The sequence below is a fragment of the Pseudomonas sp. JBR1 genome, assembly GCF_028198185.1.
GTDB lineage: Bacteria > Pseudomonadota > Gammaproteobacteria > Pseudomonadales > Pseudomonadaceae > Chryseomonas > Chryseomonas oryzihabitans_E.
On record NZ_CP116340.1, the window covers coordinates 3,727,263 to 3,742,454 of the forward strand.

The 15,192-nt window shown below is 65.8% G+C and carries 15 protein-coding genes; 7 read left to right on the forward strand and 8 right to left on the reverse strand.

Annotation, left to right across the window (positions count from 1 at the left end):
* Positions 1–51 precede the first annotated feature (51 nt).
* Together PJ259_RS17260 and PJ259_RS17265 are read right to left on the reverse strand one after the other, a co-directional pair.
* Positions 52–1,269, reverse strand: coding sequence for an efflux RND transporter periplasmic adaptor subunit (locus tag PJ259_RS17260; RefSeq protein WP_271653626.1), 1,218 nt, complete (start codon positions 1,267–1,269; stop codon positions 52–54).
* 208 nt (positions 1,270–1,477) lie between these two features.
* Complete coding sequence (locus tag PJ259_RS17265; RefSeq protein ID WP_059313187.1) at positions 1,478–2,398, reverse strand: LysR family transcriptional regulator; 921 nt, start codon at positions 2,396–2,398, stop codon at positions 1,478–1,480.
* A gap of 149 nt (positions 2,399–2,547) precedes the next feature.
* Between PJ259_RS17265 and PJ259_RS17270 the strand changes: the two genes are divergently transcribed.
* Entirely contained in the window at positions 2,548–3,564 is a 1,017-nt protein-coding gene (locus PJ259_RS17270; protein ID WP_271653627.1) for a zinc-dependent alcohol dehydrogenase family protein, read from the forward strand.
* Positions 3,565–3,621: 57 nt separating this feature from the next.
* Here PJ259_RS17270 and PJ259_RS17275 read toward each other — a convergent pair whose 3' ends face one another.
* Positions 3,622–4,683 carry an acyltransferase family protein gene (locus tag PJ259_RS17275; protein WP_271653628.1) on the reverse strand — a complete coding sequence of 354 codons (1,062 nt, stop codon included), beginning with the start codon at positions 4,681–4,683 and terminating at the stop codon, positions 3,622–3,624.
* Between the two features lie 300 nt (positions 4,684–4,983).
* Positions 4,984–5,280: a YciI family protein gene (locus PJ259_RS17280; RefSeq protein WP_027600646.1), complete on the reverse strand. Its 297-nt coding sequence runs from the start codon at positions 5,278–5,280 to the stop codon at positions 4,984–4,986.
* Between the two features lie 198 nt (positions 5,281–5,478).
* On the opposite strand from PJ259_RS17280, the gene PJ259_RS17285 reads away from it, so the two are divergent.
* On the forward strand, positions 5,479–6,435 hold the full coding sequence (locus tag PJ259_RS17285) for an aliphatic sulfonate ABC transporter substrate-binding protein (protein WP_271653629.1): 957 nt from the start codon (positions 5,479–5,481) through the stop codon (positions 6,433–6,435).
* Between the two features lie 5 nt (positions 6,436–6,440).
* Here the strand turns inward: PJ259_RS17285 and znuB are convergent, their stop codons facing one another.
* Genes znuB through PJ259_RS17300 form a run of 3 tightly spaced genes read right to left on the reverse strand, consistent with a single transcriptional unit; the run spans position 6,441 to position 8,471 of the window.
* The gene (gene znuB, locus PJ259_RS17290) at positions 6,441–7,226 is read right to left on the reverse strand and encodes a zinc ABC transporter permease subunit ZnuB (protein WP_059313191.1); all 786 of its coding nucleotides are present in this window, start codon (positions 7,224–7,226) and stop codon (positions 6,441–6,443) included.
* Positions 7,219–7,989, reverse strand: a complete 771-nt coding sequence (znuC, locus tag PJ259_RS17295) for a zinc ABC transporter ATP-binding protein ZnuC (protein ID WP_059316798.1) — start codon at positions 7,987–7,989, stop codon at positions 7,219–7,221. The genes znuB and znuC overlap by 8 nt, the downstream gene beginning before the upstream one ends.
* Positions 7,986–8,471 carry a Fur family transcriptional regulator gene (locus PJ259_RS17300; protein WP_059313192.1) on the reverse strand — a complete coding sequence of 162 codons (486 nt, stop codon included), beginning with the start codon at positions 8,469–8,471 and terminating at the stop codon, positions 7,986–7,988. Before PJ259_RS17300 ends, znuC begins: the two co-directional genes overlap by 4 nt.
* A gap of 65 nt (positions 8,472–8,536) precedes the next feature.
* Here PJ259_RS17300 and znuA point away from each other — a divergent pair, with 65 nt between their 5' ends.
* From znuA to PJ259_RS17320, 4 genes are all read left to right on the forward strand, one after another.
* On the forward strand, positions 8,537–9,532 hold the full coding sequence (gene znuA / locus PJ259_RS17305) for a zinc ABC transporter substrate-binding protein ZnuA (protein WP_271653630.1): 996 nt from the start codon (positions 8,537–8,539) through the stop codon (positions 9,530–9,532).
* 517 nt (positions 9,533–10,049) lie between these two features.
* The gene (locus PJ259_RS17310) at positions 10,050–10,727 is read left to right on the forward strand and encodes a response regulator transcription factor (RefSeq protein ID WP_007159882.1); all 678 of its coding nucleotides are present in this window, start codon (positions 10,050–10,052) and stop codon (positions 10,725–10,727) included.
* Positions 10,724–12,118 carry an ATP-binding protein gene (locus PJ259_RS17315; RefSeq protein ID WP_059313194.1) on the forward strand — a complete coding sequence of 465 codons (1,395 nt, stop codon included), beginning with the start codon at positions 10,724–10,726 and terminating at the stop codon, positions 12,116–12,118. Before PJ259_RS17310 ends, PJ259_RS17315 begins: the two co-directional genes overlap by 4 nt.
* Positions 12,119–12,179: 61 nt before the next feature.
* Complete coding sequence (locus PJ259_RS17320; protein WP_017642321.1) at positions 12,180–12,632, forward strand: thioesterase domain-containing protein; 453 nt, start codon at positions 12,180–12,182, stop codon at positions 12,630–12,632.
* A 252-nt stretch (positions 12,633–12,884) separates the two neighbouring features.
* Here PJ259_RS17320 and PJ259_RS17325 read toward each other — a convergent pair whose 3' ends face one another.
* Positions 12,885–14,588, reverse strand: a complete 1,704-nt coding sequence (locus PJ259_RS17325) for a peptidoglycan D,D-transpeptidase FtsI family protein (RefSeq protein ID WP_271653631.1) — start codon at positions 14,586–14,588, stop codon at positions 12,885–12,887.
* A 129-nt stretch (positions 14,589–14,717) separates the two neighbouring features.
* Between PJ259_RS17325 and PJ259_RS17330 the strand changes: the two genes are divergently transcribed.
* Complete coding sequence (locus PJ259_RS17330; RefSeq protein ID WP_059313196.1) at positions 14,718–15,032, forward strand: YkgJ family cysteine cluster protein; 315 nt, start codon at positions 14,718–14,720, stop codon at positions 15,030–15,032.
* The last annotated feature ends 160 nt before the right edge of the window (positions 15,033–15,192 follow it).

Here is a 15,192-nt window from a genome sequence, read left to right on the forward strand (position 1 = left end):
GCGATGCCTGGACGGGAGAAAGTCTGAAACGGGACGGGTGGAGCCTGGAAGCTAGCGACTACCCACCTTGAGTGGCTGGGTGGGCGCCGGCAGGCTGGCCAAAACCGCATCGCGCTGGCGCTTGAGGGCGGCCAGGGTGGTGGCATCGGCCATGGGTACCGACTGGACGTCGACGGTCATGCCCGGACGCACCCGCTGCAGGCCGTTGACCACGATGCGGTCGCCGGCTTCCAGCCCCTTGCGCACGATGCGCAGGCCTTCCAGGCGCGGACCCAGTTCAATGGTGCGATAGGCGGCCTTGTTCTGGCCGTCCACCACCAGCACGAATTTCTTGCCCAGGTCGGTGCCCACGGCGGCGTCCTGGATCAGGGTGCCTTCGTAGGTACCGCTGCCCACCAGGCGCAGCCGGGCATAGAGCCCCGGGGTGAAGCGACCGTCGGCGTTGTCGAACACGGCGCGACCATGGATGGTGCCGGTGCGCGGATCGAGCTGGTTGTCCATGAAGTCCATGTGGCCTTCGTGGGAGAAGTCGTCCTCGTTGGACAGCGCCATGTAGACCGGGCTGGCCGTACCGCGCTGACCCTGGCGGGCCAGGGCCTGCTGCTTGAGGAAGACACGCTCGTCGGCGTCGAAATAGGCATAGACCTTGTCGGTGGAGACCAGGGTGGTGAGGCGGGTGTCGCCGGCGTTGACCAGATTGCCGGCGGTCACCTCGGCGCGGCCGACGCGCCCGTCAATGGCGGCGCGGACCTCGGTGAAGCCCAGATTCAGGCGCGCGGCATCCAGTTGTGCCTGGGCGGCGGCGACGCTGGCCTTGGCTTCCTGGGCGGCGCTGCGGCGAGCCTCGACGATTTCCGCGGAAATGGCGTTGCTGCTGCGCAGGCGTTCGCCGCGGGCGGCTTCGTCGGCGGTGCGACTGGCGCTGGCGCGGGCCTGTTGCAGCTCGGCTTCGAGGCGCTTGACCTCGGCCTGGAAGGGGCGCGGATCGATCTGCAGCAGGAGGTCGCCACGCTTGACCCGGGCACCCTCGTGGAAGAGCACGCGGTCGACGTAGCCGGAGACGCGCGGACGCACCACCACGGACTCGGGCGCTTCCAGGCGGCCGGTCACCTCGTCCCATTCCACCACCGGCTGACGCAGCACCTCGGCGGTGCTTACCTTGGGCGCGGGCGGTGCGGCGCTGGCCTGGGGATGGGAATCGCCGCAGGCGGCAAGCAGCAGCGTAGAGGTCAGGGCCAGGGGGCCGAGGGTTTTCGCGAAGAGATCCATGTTCGAGTCCGCCCGAGGTGGAAAGAGGTCAGGGAGGCGAGTCTGCCGCCGGGCAAGGTCGGCGACGAATCGAAGGGCTCGAACTTATTTATCGATGGCGGTGATGGTTTTGCTGTAGGTATCGCTGGCGGTGATGGAGATGGGCGAAAAGGTGCACCGTAGAGCCCTTTCAGGCACGGTGCTAGGGATTGGCCGCAGGCGTGGATCTCTAGAGGCTGTCCGGGTCGCCAATGAACATCTGGATGCGCGACCTCAGCCAGCGTTCGCCGAGGTCGTGATCCTGGGCGCCGCTCCAGGCCATGGGCAGTTCATGGCCGCCGTCGCGCAGCTCCTCGGGTGGGTCCTCGTAGCGGAGGCCGCCGGTGCTGGCCAGCAGGCGCGCGGTGTAGTCCGGCACCATCACCAGCAGGTCGGTTTCCGCCAGCAGCGATCCCAGGCCGTTGAACTGGGGTACCGCCAGCACCACCCGGCGCTGGCGGCCAAGTTTGTCCAGCAACTCGTCGACATAGCCGGTGAGGTCGCCCGCGTAGGACACCAGGGCATGGGGGCGGGCGCAGTATTCGTCCAGGGTCAGGCGGCCGGGCTTGCTGTCGGCGCGCAGGACCTTGAAGCCGAAGCGACGCACCGGGCGGCGTTTGGCATTGGCCGGCAATTCCTCGGTGTAGCCCACCGCCACGGTGATCTCGCCGGAGGCCAGCATGCCGGCGGCGGTCAGGTAGTTCATGCGCCGCACCACCAGGGTGGTCCCCGGCGCTTCGATGCGGATTCTTCTGAGCAGCGGTGGGAGCAGGGCGAATTCGACATCGTCGGACAGGCCGACGCGAAACACCCGGTCGGCGCTGGCCGGCTCGAAGCTCTGGGTCCGGCTCACCGCGCTGGAGATCTGGTCCAGGGCCGGTGACAGCAGGGCGGCGATCTCCTGCGCGCGCGGCGTGGGTTCCATGCTGCGCCCGGTACGCACGAACAGCGGATCGTCGAACAGCGTACGCAGCCGCGCCAGGGCGGCGCTGATGGCCGGCTGGCCGAGAAACAGCTTTTCCGCGGCACGAGTGACGCTGCGTTCGAGCATCAGGGTCTCGAACACGATGAGCAGGTTGAGGTCGACGCGGCGCAGATCGGTACGGTTCATTCGGGCCCCGATAGGGAGTGGATCGATACCCCCGATGTCCATTATCGATGGGGATGCATAGAATCCTAAGGTAAGGCTGGTTAGAGTCCTAGTCATAGCAGTCCGCCTCGGCAACCGTTCCGGGGTCGGCATCAACGCGAGGTAGTACCATGTCCCGCCTGATCCAGTTCACCGAATTCGGCCCGCCGGAGGTGCTCACCTGCATCGACCGGCCCACGCCTGTGGCCGGGCCTGGCGAGGTGCTGGTGCGTGTGCAGGCCATCGGTGTGAGCTGGTACGACGTGCTCTGGCGGCAGAATCTGGCCCCCGAGCAGGCGATACCGCCATCAGGTCTTGGCTGCGAGCTGGCCGGAATAGTGACCGCCCTGGGCGAGGGTGTCGCCGACCTGGCGATAGGTGATCCGGTGGCCAGTTTTCTCGGCCACGACATCAACCGCTATCCGGCCTATGGCGATGACTTGGTCTATCCGGCCACCTCCCTGGTGCGCTATCCAGACGTGCTTTCGCCCGCGGAGGCCGCGGTGCACTACAACCCGCTGCTCACCATCTATACCGGTCTGGTGCACCAGGCGCGTCTGCAAGCCGGTGAATGGGTACTGATCACCGATGCCAGCCGCTGCTGCGGACCGGCGTCCATCCAGCTGGCCAAGGCCCTGGGCGGCCGCGTCATCGCCAGTACCCATGACGCGGCGGATCGCGACTATCTGCGTGAACTGGGCGCGGAACGGGTCATCGCCGCCGAGGAAGAGGATCTGGTCAGCCGCATTGCCAGCATCACAGATGGCGTTGGCGTGCATGTGGCCCTGGATGCCCTGGGCGGTCCGCAATTGGCGCTGCTTGGCGAAGCCATGGCGCCCCGCGGTCGGTTGCTGCTCTACGGCCTCAACGGTGGCAACCAGACCCCGCTGCCGGCCTGCGCGGCCTTCAAGAAGAAATTCAAGCTATACATCCACTGTGTGCAGGACTTCACCGGCCAGCCGGAGATGGGCCTGGAGGCCGATTGCGCCGCGGTGCGCGAAGCCCTGCAGCACATCGACCAGCTGACCCGCGATCGGCTGCTCAAGGCGCAGATCAAGCAGGTCTTTCCCTTCGAGCAGTTCGTCGAGGCCCACCGCTGCATGGAGCAGTGCCCTACCAGGGGCCGCGTCGTCCTCAGCGTCGACTGATGTGCCAGGAAATAAAAAACCCACGCCAAGGCGTGGGTTTTTTCATGGCCGGTCGCCTCAGGCGGTGGCTTTCTTCTGCAGCGGCGGGGTGGCGCGATTGACGCGTGTCTTGGCGCCAAAGAAGGCGACACTGAGGAAGTGCAGCGGGCTGATCCGCTCCAGCACTACCTTGAGCGCCACCGGCAGGAACAGCCCCAGGATCATGCTGACGGTAAAGACCACCCAGATGTCATGTACCTGCAGCTTGTTCAGCACGATGCGGGCACCCGCGGTGCCGAACACGTGGAACAGGTAGATCTCGAAGGAGAAGTAGCCCAGCCAGGCCAGCGGCTTGAAGTAGAAGCGGCGGGCGATCAGCAGGCTGATGGCGGCAAGGCCCAGGGCAGTGCCGACCACGGCCATGTCGCCTTCGTCGAGGTCGACCAGTTCGAACAGATAGGCCTGGTCGATCGCCACCAGGATCACCAGGGCTACCGTCATCGTCATGATATTGCGACGAGTGATGAGCTGCTCGCTGAAGCGGTAGAGACCCAGGCCCAACAGGAAGAAGGGGAACAACTGCACCGCCTTGTAGAGGCTGAACAGGTCCGGGAAGCTCTCCCAGGCGAAGGACGCCGCCAGGGCGACGGCGAACACCAGCCCGAAGTTGCGCAGGGTCAGCAGCAGGCCGGCCTTTTCCAGCAGGGCGATCACCACGAAGACGCAGAAGATCGACTGCAGGAACCAGAAGTGCGCGTAGCTGAAGAAGTAGATGCTGAAGATGTCGGTCAGCTGCGGCTTGTAGTTGGTGTTGGGGACGGCCATCTGCAAGGCGAAGAACAGCGTCGAGACCACCAGCAGGGGAATGCCGATGCGTTTGAACTTGCCCTGGTAGAAGCGCGACAGGTCGCTGCCGGTGTTGACCGGACGCAAGGCGTAGACATAGCCGGAAATAGCGGTGAACAGCGGCATCCGGACGTAAACGAGAGAATCGTAGAGATAGCGCAGCACGGATTCGTCGGGCACCTTCAGGCCCAGGGTGGACGAACTACCGATGACATGGCCCGCTACCATCAGAAACAGCGCCAGTCCGCGGATCGTCTCTATGCGCAGATCCTTTTCAGGCGTGGTCTTGGTCATGCTGAGTCCTCTGTACTAGCTAAGCGAGACAGCGTTTCCACAGGAGTAGGGAAAGGATGTCGGCGCATCAGATCATCTGAGCCCGGTGAGCTTAGGCTAGTTCGTTAGCTTCCTTGCGGTAAGGACGGGAAAAGCCCGGCTTTTCTTGCGCTGCATCACTTTTCTGTGAAGCGATTCTTGAAAGTGTGAACTTGCAACGTCAGCGAACGGCATTGATCGAGATGGCATTGTGCCAGTTTTAAGGCTTTCTTAAGCCAGATGGCGTAAGCACGGCGGCCGTATCGGCCGCCGGTTCGATCTTCAGACGAATGCCTTGCCGTCCAGAATCGCCTTGCGCCAGCGGGTAATACGCACCTCGCCCGGCAAGCCGGCGGAAGTGAAGGGATCACGGGCGATAAAGGCTTCGGCCTCGGCGCGGGTTTCCACATCGACGATGTAGACACTGCCCGTGGCGGTCTCGCCGTCGTCGCTGAGCTTGGCGCCGCAGGCCAGCAGGGCGGCCGCATTCTCGCGCAGGAAGTCCAGATGGGCCGGGCGATGCTGCTGGCGCAGGGCCAGGCTGTCCGGCTTGTCGAAGGTCTCGATCAGAAAAGGCATGGCAGGCTCCCATAGGGGCGGCGGCCCCGGTGGCCGCCGCTGGCGCAGGGTGGCGCGATCCTGGGGGCAGCGTCAATCGGACCTTGGCCGGCTACCTTCCCTGCAGACCGGGCATAGGCATAGCAGTGAAACGTATTAAACATTTGGATCTAAACGGTGCAGGCTGACCTTTCTCAATGGAATATAAGGAAAGGTCCCATGTCGCTCCTGCCTCTCCCACGCCTCGCGCCTTTGCTCATGACCCTGCTGATGACGCTCAGCGTATGGGTGCCCGTGCAGGCCGCCGACCAAGCCCTGCGCGTCGGCTATCAAAAGGGCGGCGGCCTGTTGGCCGTGCTCAAGGCCCAGGGCACCCTGGAACGGGCCTTCGCCGCCCAGGGCTATCACCTGAGCTGGCGTGAATTCCAGGCCGGCCCTCAGCTGCTGGAGGCCCTCAACGCCGGCAGCATCGATGTCGGCTATACCGGCTCGCCGCCGCCGATCTTCGCTCAGGCCGCTGGAATCGATCTGGTCTATCTGGGCGCCGAGCCGGCCAGTGAGGCGGTCGAGGGCATCCTGGTGCCGGACGCCTCGCCGATCCACGACGTGGCCGGGCTCAGGGGCAGGAAGGTGGCGGTACAGAAGGGGTCGAGCGCCAACTTCCTGCTGGTCGCGGCCCTGGAAAAGGCCGGACTCGGCTTCAAGGACATCCAGCCGGTCTATCTGCCGCCGGCCGATGCCCGCGCTGCCTTTGCCAGTGGTTCGGTGGATGCCTGGGTGGTCTGGGATCCCTACCTGGCTGCCATCCAGCAGAGCCAGCCGGTGCGGGTGCTCGCCGACTATAAAGGCCTGCTGCACGCCAACAGCCTCTATGAGGGCTCGCGCCGCTTCGCCGACGCCCATCCCGCGGCGATCCGGCTACTGCTCGCGGAGCTGGCCAAGGCCGGTGCCTGGGCCAATGCCCACAAGCCGGAGGTGAGTCGCATCCTGGCCGCACAGATCGGTCTGCCAGAGGCGGTGATCGCTACCTGGCAGGCGCGCACCCGTTACGGCGCGACGGCGCTGACGCCGGAGATCATCGCCGTCCAGCAACAGACCGCCGACATCTTCCATGCCCAGGGGCTGATCCCCCGGGCAGTGGACGTCAGCCAAGCGGTCTGGCAGGTGCCGCGCTAGAGCGTCTAGGCGCGGCGGGGCAGCAGATAGCCCAGCAGAAACATCCCGGCGGCGGCTACCACGACCGAGGGTCCGGCCGGGGTGTCCTGGTACCAGGACAGGGTCAACCCCAGGCACACGGCGGCCATGCCCAGCAGGCTGGCGCCGCAGGCCATCTGCTCGGGACTGCGAGCGTGGCGCTGGGCCGTGGCGGCGGGGATGATCAGCAGCGAGGTGATCAGCAGCACCCCGACGATCTTCATGGCCACGGCGATGACGATGGCCACCAGCAGCATCAATGCCAGGCGGATCCAGGTCACCGGCAGGCCTTCGACCTGGGCCAGTTCCTCGTGCACGGTGATGGCCAGCAGCGGTCGCCACAGCCAGACCAGGGCCGCCAGCACCAGGGCGCTGCCGCCAAGGATCCAGCGCAGATCACTGGGTCCCACGGCCAGCAGATCACCGAACAGATAGCTCATCAGGTCGATCCGCACCTCGTGCATGAACGACAGCGCCACCAGACCCAGGGACAGGGTGCTGTGGGCGAGGATGCCCAGCAGGGTATCGGCAGCCAGGCCCCGGCGGCGCTGCAGCACCACCAGTACCACGGCCAGCGCCAGGCAGCCGACGGTGACGGTCAGGGTCGGGCTGACATCCAGCAGAAAGCCCACGGCCACCCCGAGCAGGGCGGCGTGGGACAGGGTGTCGCCGAAGTAGGCCATGCGCCGCCAGACCACGAAGGAGCCCAGGGGACCGGCGACGAGGGCAAGGGCGAGACCGGCGAGCAGGGCATACAGCAGGAAATCAGCCATGCTTGCAGTGGGCTCCATGGACATGCGGGGTCTTGACCACGCCGCCGTGCAGGTCATGAGCGTGATCGTGGTGATGGTGGTAGACGGCGAGATTGCGCGCGCTCTGGCCAAACAGCGCCTGGTAGGCCGGATCGCCGCTGACCTGCTCGGGGTGGCCGGAGCAGCAGACGTGGCGATTCAGGCAGATCACCTGGTCGGTGGCGCCCATCACCAGATGCAGGTCGTGGGAGACCATCAGCACGCCGCAACCATGACGCTCGCGCAGCTGGCCGATCAGCCGATACAGCTCGCTCTGGCCGCTGATGTCGACGCCCTGCACGGGTTCGTCGAGGACCAGCAGCTCGGGTTGGCGAAGCAGGGCGCGCGCCAGCAGCACCCGTTGCAGCTCGCCGCCGGAGACGCTCTGCAGGGGGCTGTCGATGACCCCTTCGGCGCCCACTTCACCCAGGGCGGCCAGGGCACTGGCGCGGGTGACGCCCGGCACCAGGCGCAGGAAGCGCAGCACCGACAGCGGCAGGGTGGCATCCACCTGCAGTTTCTGCGGCATGTAGCCGATGCGCAGGCGCGGCCGGCGCCAGACACTGCCGCGATCCGGGGTGAGCAGCCCGAGCACACTGCGCACCAGGGTGGTCTTGCCGGCCCCGTTGGGGCCGATGAGGGTGACGATGCGGCCGGGATCCAGACTCAGGCTGACCTGGTCGAGCACCGGCTGGCCGCCAAAGGTCACGCTGACATCCTGCAGCCGGATCAGCGCCTCGCTCATGCTCGCTTCCGGCAGGCGGCGCATTGGCCGACCACTTCCACGGTCTGGCCTTCCACCTGAAAGCCCACGGCCTTGGCGCCGTCGAGAATCGCCTGGTGGACCGCCGGCTGTTCCAGTTCGATGCTCATCTGGCAGGTGCGGCAGATCAGGAACTGGCCCTGGTGGGCTTCGCCGGGATGGTTGCAGCCGACGAAGGCGTTGAGCGAGGCGATACGGTGCACCAGGCCGTTTTCCACCAGGAAATCCAGCGCCCGGTAGACGGTGGGCGGCGCCGCGCGGCGGCCGTCCTGCTCGCTGAGCACGGCCAGGATGTCGTAGGCGCCGAGCGGTTTGTGGCTTTGCCAGACCAGCTCCAGCACCCGCTTGCGCAGGTCGGTGAGGCGCACGCCGGCGCGACTGCAGAGGTCATCGGCCTCGGCCAGGGCGTGGGCGACGCAGCGCGAATGATCATGGGGCCGAAAGGCCAGGGGGGCGTCGGACATGGAACGATACCTTGAGAGCCAGAACGTTATTATATTGCACCTCTCTTAAGAATCGGGATTTTCACGTGCCACGCCTCCTACCCCTCGTCGCCTCCCTACTGCTCACCGCAACCCTGCTGCCCGCCCAGGCCGAGGTGAAGGTCCTCACCAGCATCAAGCCCCTGCAGCTGATCGCCGCGGCCATCCAGGACGGCACCGGCCAGCCTGCCGTGCTCCTGCCGCCAGGCGCCTCTCCCCATCACTACGCCCTGCGGCCCTCGGACCTGCGCCAGGTGCGCGAGGCCAACCTGGTCTACTGGATCGGCCCGGATCTGGAAACCTTCCTGCCGGCGGTGCTCAAGGAGCGCCAGGGCCCCAGCGTGGCGGTGCAGGAACTGCCCGGTCTGCACCTGCGCCGCTTCGGTGCCGAGCATGCCCATGAGCATGGCGAGGACGCTCACGACGAGGCGCATGCCCACGGTGATGAACATGAACATGAACATGAACATGAACAGGGTGCCGCGCCCGAATACGCCCATGACCACGATCATCGCCCGGGTAGCCTGGATGCGCATCTCTGGCTGGCCCCGGCCAATGCTCGGGTGATCGCCGCCCGCCTGGCCGCCGACCTGAGTCAGGCCGATCCGGCCAATGCGTCGCGCTACGCCGCCAACCTCAAGACCTTCGACGCCGCCCTGGCCACCAAGGACCAGGCCGTGCGCGCCCAGCTGGCCCCGCTGGCGAGCAAGCCCTACTTCGTCTTCCACGAAGCCTTCGACTATTTCGAGGAAGCCTATGGCCTGAGCCATCGCGGCGTCTTCGCCCTCGGCGCCGATGTCCAGCCCGGTGCCCGCCACGTGGCCGCCATGCGTGAAGAACTCAAGGCCGCAGGGCCAACCTGTGTCTTCACCGAGCCGCCCTTGCAGCCCAAGATCGCCACCACCCTGAGCAGTGGCCTGCCGGTAACCCTGGTAGAGCTCGATCCCCTGGGCGCCCGCATCCCGGCCAATGCCGGCGGTTATGCCCAGCTGCTGCAGAACGTGACCGACACGCTCAGCGGCTGCCTGAGCAAGCTGCCCTGAGGCCCTGGGGTGACGGCCAGGCTGACGCTACCGTCCGTCGCCCTTGACCTGCCCTGGTGATCGTTCAGCTGGCGTTCAGGACGAGTTCAGGCAGCGTTCAGGGCCATTGGCCTAATCTGCAACTGTCAGATCAGCAACGCCGAGGTCGCCCGGATATGTTCACCCTAGCGCAGCTCCCGCTAAGGCAGATCGTCCGGACACTTCGACCCGACCTGGCGATGTTCATCCTTGTAACTCCACTGCAGGGTCACCAAGTCAGCTCTGGTCCTCTGTAGCCGTCTCACGACGGAGCCGTCCCCCAACGGCAGTTTCCGATCCCCATGAAGTGCTCCTTACCTCTCCAACTGGAGAGGTTTTTTTTGCCTGGAATAAAGTAAGTGTTCCCATCCATTCGCTCCCCGCTCTCGCCGCCAGCCCGCTCCAGGCGCCATAATCGACGTCAGGACGTAGCTGCGCGAAGCCAACGACAGGCGCAGTCGCGGCCGGAGAGTGCCTCTTTAGCTGTTCAGGAGTCTGCATGAAGATCCTCGTCGTCGAAGACGAAAACCTGCTGCGCCACCACCTCAAGGTGCGTCTGGGTGAAGCGGGTCATGTCGTCAATGCCGTGGCCGATGCGGAAGAAGCGCTCTACAGCGCCCGCGAATTCCATCATGACCTCGCCATCATCGATCTGGGCCTGCCCGGCATGAGCGGACTCGATCTGATCCGCCAGCTGCGTAACCAGGGCGCCACCCTGCCGATCCTCATCCTCACCGCCCGCGGCAGCTGGCAGGACAAGGTCGAGGGCCTGGGCGCCGGGGCGGACGATTACGTGGTCAAGCCCTTCCAGTTCGAAGAACTGGAGGCTCGCCTGAATGTGTTGCTGCGGCGCTCGGCGGGTTTCGTCCAGCCGAGCATCCGGGCCGGTTCGCTCAAGCTGGACCTGGGTCGCCAGCAGGCCTTCAACGAAGAACAGCCGCTGCAGCTCACCGCCTACGAGTACCGCCTGCTGGAATACCTGATGCGCAACCATCAGCAGGTGATCACCAAGGAGCGGCTCATGGAGCAGCTCTACGACGATGACGGCGAGCACGACAGCAACGTCATCGAGGTGCTGGTGGGCCGCCTGAGGCGCAAGCTGGAAGCCAGCTGCCAGATGCAACCCATAGAAACGGTCCGTGGCCGCGGCTATCTGTTCACCGAGCGCTGCCAGTGATTCGTTCCTTTCGCGTGCGGCTGCTGCTCAGCGCGGCCCTGCTGGTGATCGTCTGCCTGGCGCTGATCGTGCCGGCGATCCGCAATGCCTTCGACCGCACCGTGGAAAACTTCGTCGCCGCCCGCCTGGAGGCCAATGCCAACACCCTGATCGGCGCGGCGCGGGCCATCGACGGGCGTCTGGCGATGCCGGAGATGATCGCCGAAGAGGTCTTCGACCGTCCCGGGTCGCCCATCCTGGGCTATGTCTACGACCAGAATGGCCGTCTGCTCTGGCGTTCGCGCTCGGCGATCAAGGAGCGACCGAACTATCGACCGACCTTTGACGGCGGTGGGGTCAAGCTGGTCAAGGCCACCGACGATCAGGGCCAGGGTTTCTTCGTCTTCGATCGCGAGGTGTTGCTGGGCAATCCACCGGTCGCGGGCTTCAGCGTGGTCACCATGCAGCCGGCCGAGGAATACGAGCGGCTGCGCGCGACCTTCGTCCACCAGGTGATCCTCTGGCTGGTCGGGGTGCTGGGTGCCCTGCTGGTGCTGTTGGCCCTGGTCATGCAGTGGAGCCTGAGACCGCTGCGCCGCCTCAGTCAGCAGCTGGACGCGGTGGAAACCGACCAGCGCGAGCTGCTCGACGAAAAGAACGTGCCCAGCGAGATCAGTCGCCTGATCCGTTCGCTCAACCGCCTGCTCGACCATGAGCGTCTGCAGCGCGAGCGCTACCGCGATACCCTCGGCGATCTCGCCCACAGCCTGAAGACGCCGCTGGCGGTGCTGCAGGGCGTGACCGAGGAATTGCGCCGCCGACCGCAGCTGGACCAGGAGGTCGGCACCCTGCAGACCCAGATCGAGCGGATGAACCAGCAGGTGATGTACCAGCTGCAGAGGGCCACGCGCCAGGGCGGTGCGGTGCTCAGCCGGCCGCTGGAGCTGGCGCCGCTGGTGGAGTCGCTGTTCAGTACCCTGGACAAGGTCTATGCCGAGAAGCGCGTCCAGACCGAACTCGACCTGCCGCTCAACCTGCGGGTGCAGGCCGAAGAGGCCGCCATGCTGGAGGTCTTCGGCAATCTGTTGGAAAACGCCTATCGCCTCTGCCTGACCCAGGTGCGGGTCAGCGCCTGGCGCCATACCGAGCACTGGATCGTCGACATCGAGGACGATGGCCCCGGCATCCCCGCCGAGCGCCGCGAAAGCGTGCTGCGCCGCGGCATGCGCATGGACAGCCGACACCCCGGGCAGGGCATCGGCCTGGCGGTGGTGCAGGACATCCTCGAAGGCTATCGCAGCAGCCTGACCATCGATGAATCGAGCCTGGGTGGCGCCCGTTTCCGCTTTCGCCTGCCGGCGGCGATTTCCCCGGAGCGGCCTTCCTTGGTGCACAATGGCGCCAGGACGTGACCCATGGGTCATGGCTTGCGTCTGCTCCTGATAGTGAAATTCTGTCTGTAAGGACCCCGGCATGAGCCGCGACTGCCGTCACCTCGAATCCCTGCTCCACCACGATATTCCCATCACCAAGGCCCTGGGCCTGGAAGTCCGCGACTGGAGCGAGCAGCGCCTGCAGCTGCACGCGCCGCTGGATGCCAACATCAACCACGCCAGCACCATGTTCGGCGGCAGCCTCTACTGCGTGGCCGTGCTGGCCGGCTGGGGCTGGCTGTACCTGCGCCTGCGCGAAGCCGGCATCGAGGAAGGCCACATCCTCATCCAGGAAGGCCAGATCAGCTATCCGCGGCCCATCACCGCCGATGCCCTGGCCTATGGCGAGCCGCCCGAGGCACGGGCCTGGGAGCGCTTCGAGACCACCTTCCGCCGCCGCGGCCGCGCCCGCATCACCCTGCAGTCGCGCATCGTCACCGAGAGCGGCGAAGACGGGGTGCGCTTTACCGGTCAGTACGTGCTGCATCGCTGAAAGCTTGTCCAAAGTCTGCTGCGCGTCGGCCAAACTGCGTTGAAAAGACCCTGGGCCGCCAGCCCGGTCGGAATGCTCATTTACCACTCGTAAACTCGCGCGCGAGTCCGATCCGCTTCCTCAGGTCTTTTCGCGGGGCCGCCCAGGCCTTGCCTGGCTCTAGCTCGCGAGCCTTTGAACAAGCTTTGGCCAGGTAGCGCAGCATGGAAAAGGGCGACCCTAGGGTCGCCCTTTTCCATGTTCGGCCTACGGCTAGCCGTGGGAGTGAGACTCGGCCTTCCCCTGCTGGGCGGTGTCGGTCTCGGGCAGGTTGTCGGGCGGCACGGCCAGGGCGCGTAGCGCGCCGGACATGATCTCGCTGAAGGTCGGCGCCGAGACCAGGCCGCCGAAGTAGCCTTCCTTGGTCGGGCTGTCGAGCATGACCGCCAGCACCAGCTTGGGATCCGCCGCCGGCGCCATGCCGACGAACAGCGAGCGATAGGCGTGCTCGGTGTAGCTGCCGGAACCGGCCTTGCGCGCGGTACCCGACTTGCCGGCCACGTGATAACCGGGCACCCGGGCGCGATACACACCGCCTTCGTCTTCCACCACGTGGTTGAGCATGCCGCGGATGCGCCGGGCGATGTTCGGGTCCATGGCCTGGATGCTCTGCTGCTTCTGGTCCTTGAGCAGGGTCAGGGGCGTGAGCTTGCCATCGTTGGCGATCACCGAGTAGGCCTGGGCCAGCTCAGCGACGTTCACCGCCAGGCTGTAACCAAAGGACATACTGGCTGTGGCGATCTGCGACCACTTGGTATGACCGGGCAGGTAACCTGCGTTCTCGCCAGGAAAGCCCAGCGACATGGGGTTGCCGAAGCCGACTCGGCTGAGTTGCTCGTAGATGGGCAGCGGGCCGATCTGCAAGGCCACCTTGCTCATGCCGATGTTGGAGGAGTTGAGCAGCACGCCGGTCATGGTCAGGACGCCGCGCCGGGCCACGTCGTGGATGGTGTGACCGTCGATGGTCATCCAGCCCGGCGCCACGTCCACGGTGCTGTTCTCGTTGAATTTGCCCGAGGCCAGCGCCGCCGACATGCTGAACGGCTTGATCACCGAGCCGGGCTCGAAGGCGTCGGTCAGGGTGCGGTTGCGCATGTTGGGGATCTGCAGGGTGGCGCGGTTGTTGGGGTTGTAGGAGGGGAAGTTGGTCATCGCCAGGATCTGTCCGGTCTTGGGGTCGACCAGCACCGCGGATCCGGACTGGGCGCCGAACTTCTCCACGGCCGTCTGCAGCGCGCGGTAGGCGATGAACTGCAAGCGCAGGTCGAGGGACAGGGCCACCTCCCGACTCGGCTGCGGCTGGCGCACCACGCGGATGTTCTTGACCACCGAGCCGCGCGGATTGATCAGCACCTCGCGTACGCCGCTCCGGCCCGCCAGCCAGTCCTCGAAGCCCAGTTCCAGGCCTTCCTGGCCGTGGCCGTCGATGTTGACCATGCCGATCACCTGGGCCACCAGGTCGGAGCTCGGGTAGTAGCGCTTGTATTCCTTGATCTGGCGGACACCTGGCACGCCGAGGGCCATGATGTTCTCGCCATCGATGGGCGACAGGGCGCGAGCCAGATAGAGGAAGTGCTTTTCCGGATGCCCGAGGATCAGGTTGCGCAGCTCGGCCTCCGGCTTGTGGATGGCCTGGGCCAGGCGCCCCAGCTGGTCGGCGCTGTCCTGCATTTCCGCCGGATTGCACCAGATGGTCACCACCTCGGTGGAAACCGCCAGGGGCGCACCGTTGCGATCGGTGATCATGCCGCGGGTGACCGGGATGGGAATGTGGCGCACCGAGCGACGGTCGCCCTGATCGCCGAGGAATTCGGCGTCGAACAGCTTGAGGTAGGTGATGCGTCCGGCGACCACGCAGGTCAACAGGACCAGCACGGCGACCACGACATAGAAGCGATAGCGGGGTGCGGCCGTCATGGCGGCTCCTGCGCGAGAAGAGGGCTTGGGCATGGTCACAACTGGTTACAACCATCGGGGACGCGCATGGTAACTGCTCCAGCCATCGGCCGGAAACCGCTGAGCGGTCGAGGGCGGTACACTGCACACATGAGCGACATCCCCCTGCACGATCTTTCTACCCCTGCCGTGACCTGCGAGAGCTGTCAGGCCTGGTGCTGCCGCCAGGAAGTCCTGCTGTTCGACGATGCCGGCGTGCCCGCGCGCTTCATCGAGGAAGACTGGACCGGTACCCGCATGAGGCGTCTCGACGACGGCTGGTGCGCCGCCCTGGATCGCGAGCAGATGAACTGCAGCATCTATGAGGTAAGGCCCTGGGTCTGCCGGATCTTCGACATGGCCGGTCCCGAATGCCTGGAAGAACGCGCGGACATGAAGCGGGCGATGGAAAGCGGCGAGTTCTGAGGCATTCGCCTGAAAGGTGCACCGTCCGGGTGGTCCCATCGCGGCCATGGGCCGCTCCTACGGAGCCATCCGACCGCTGTAGGAGCGGCCCATGGCCGCGAACAGCTACGTAGGGTGGCTAACGGCGCCAGCCTTGTCCACCTTGCAATGGCGCGGCCCT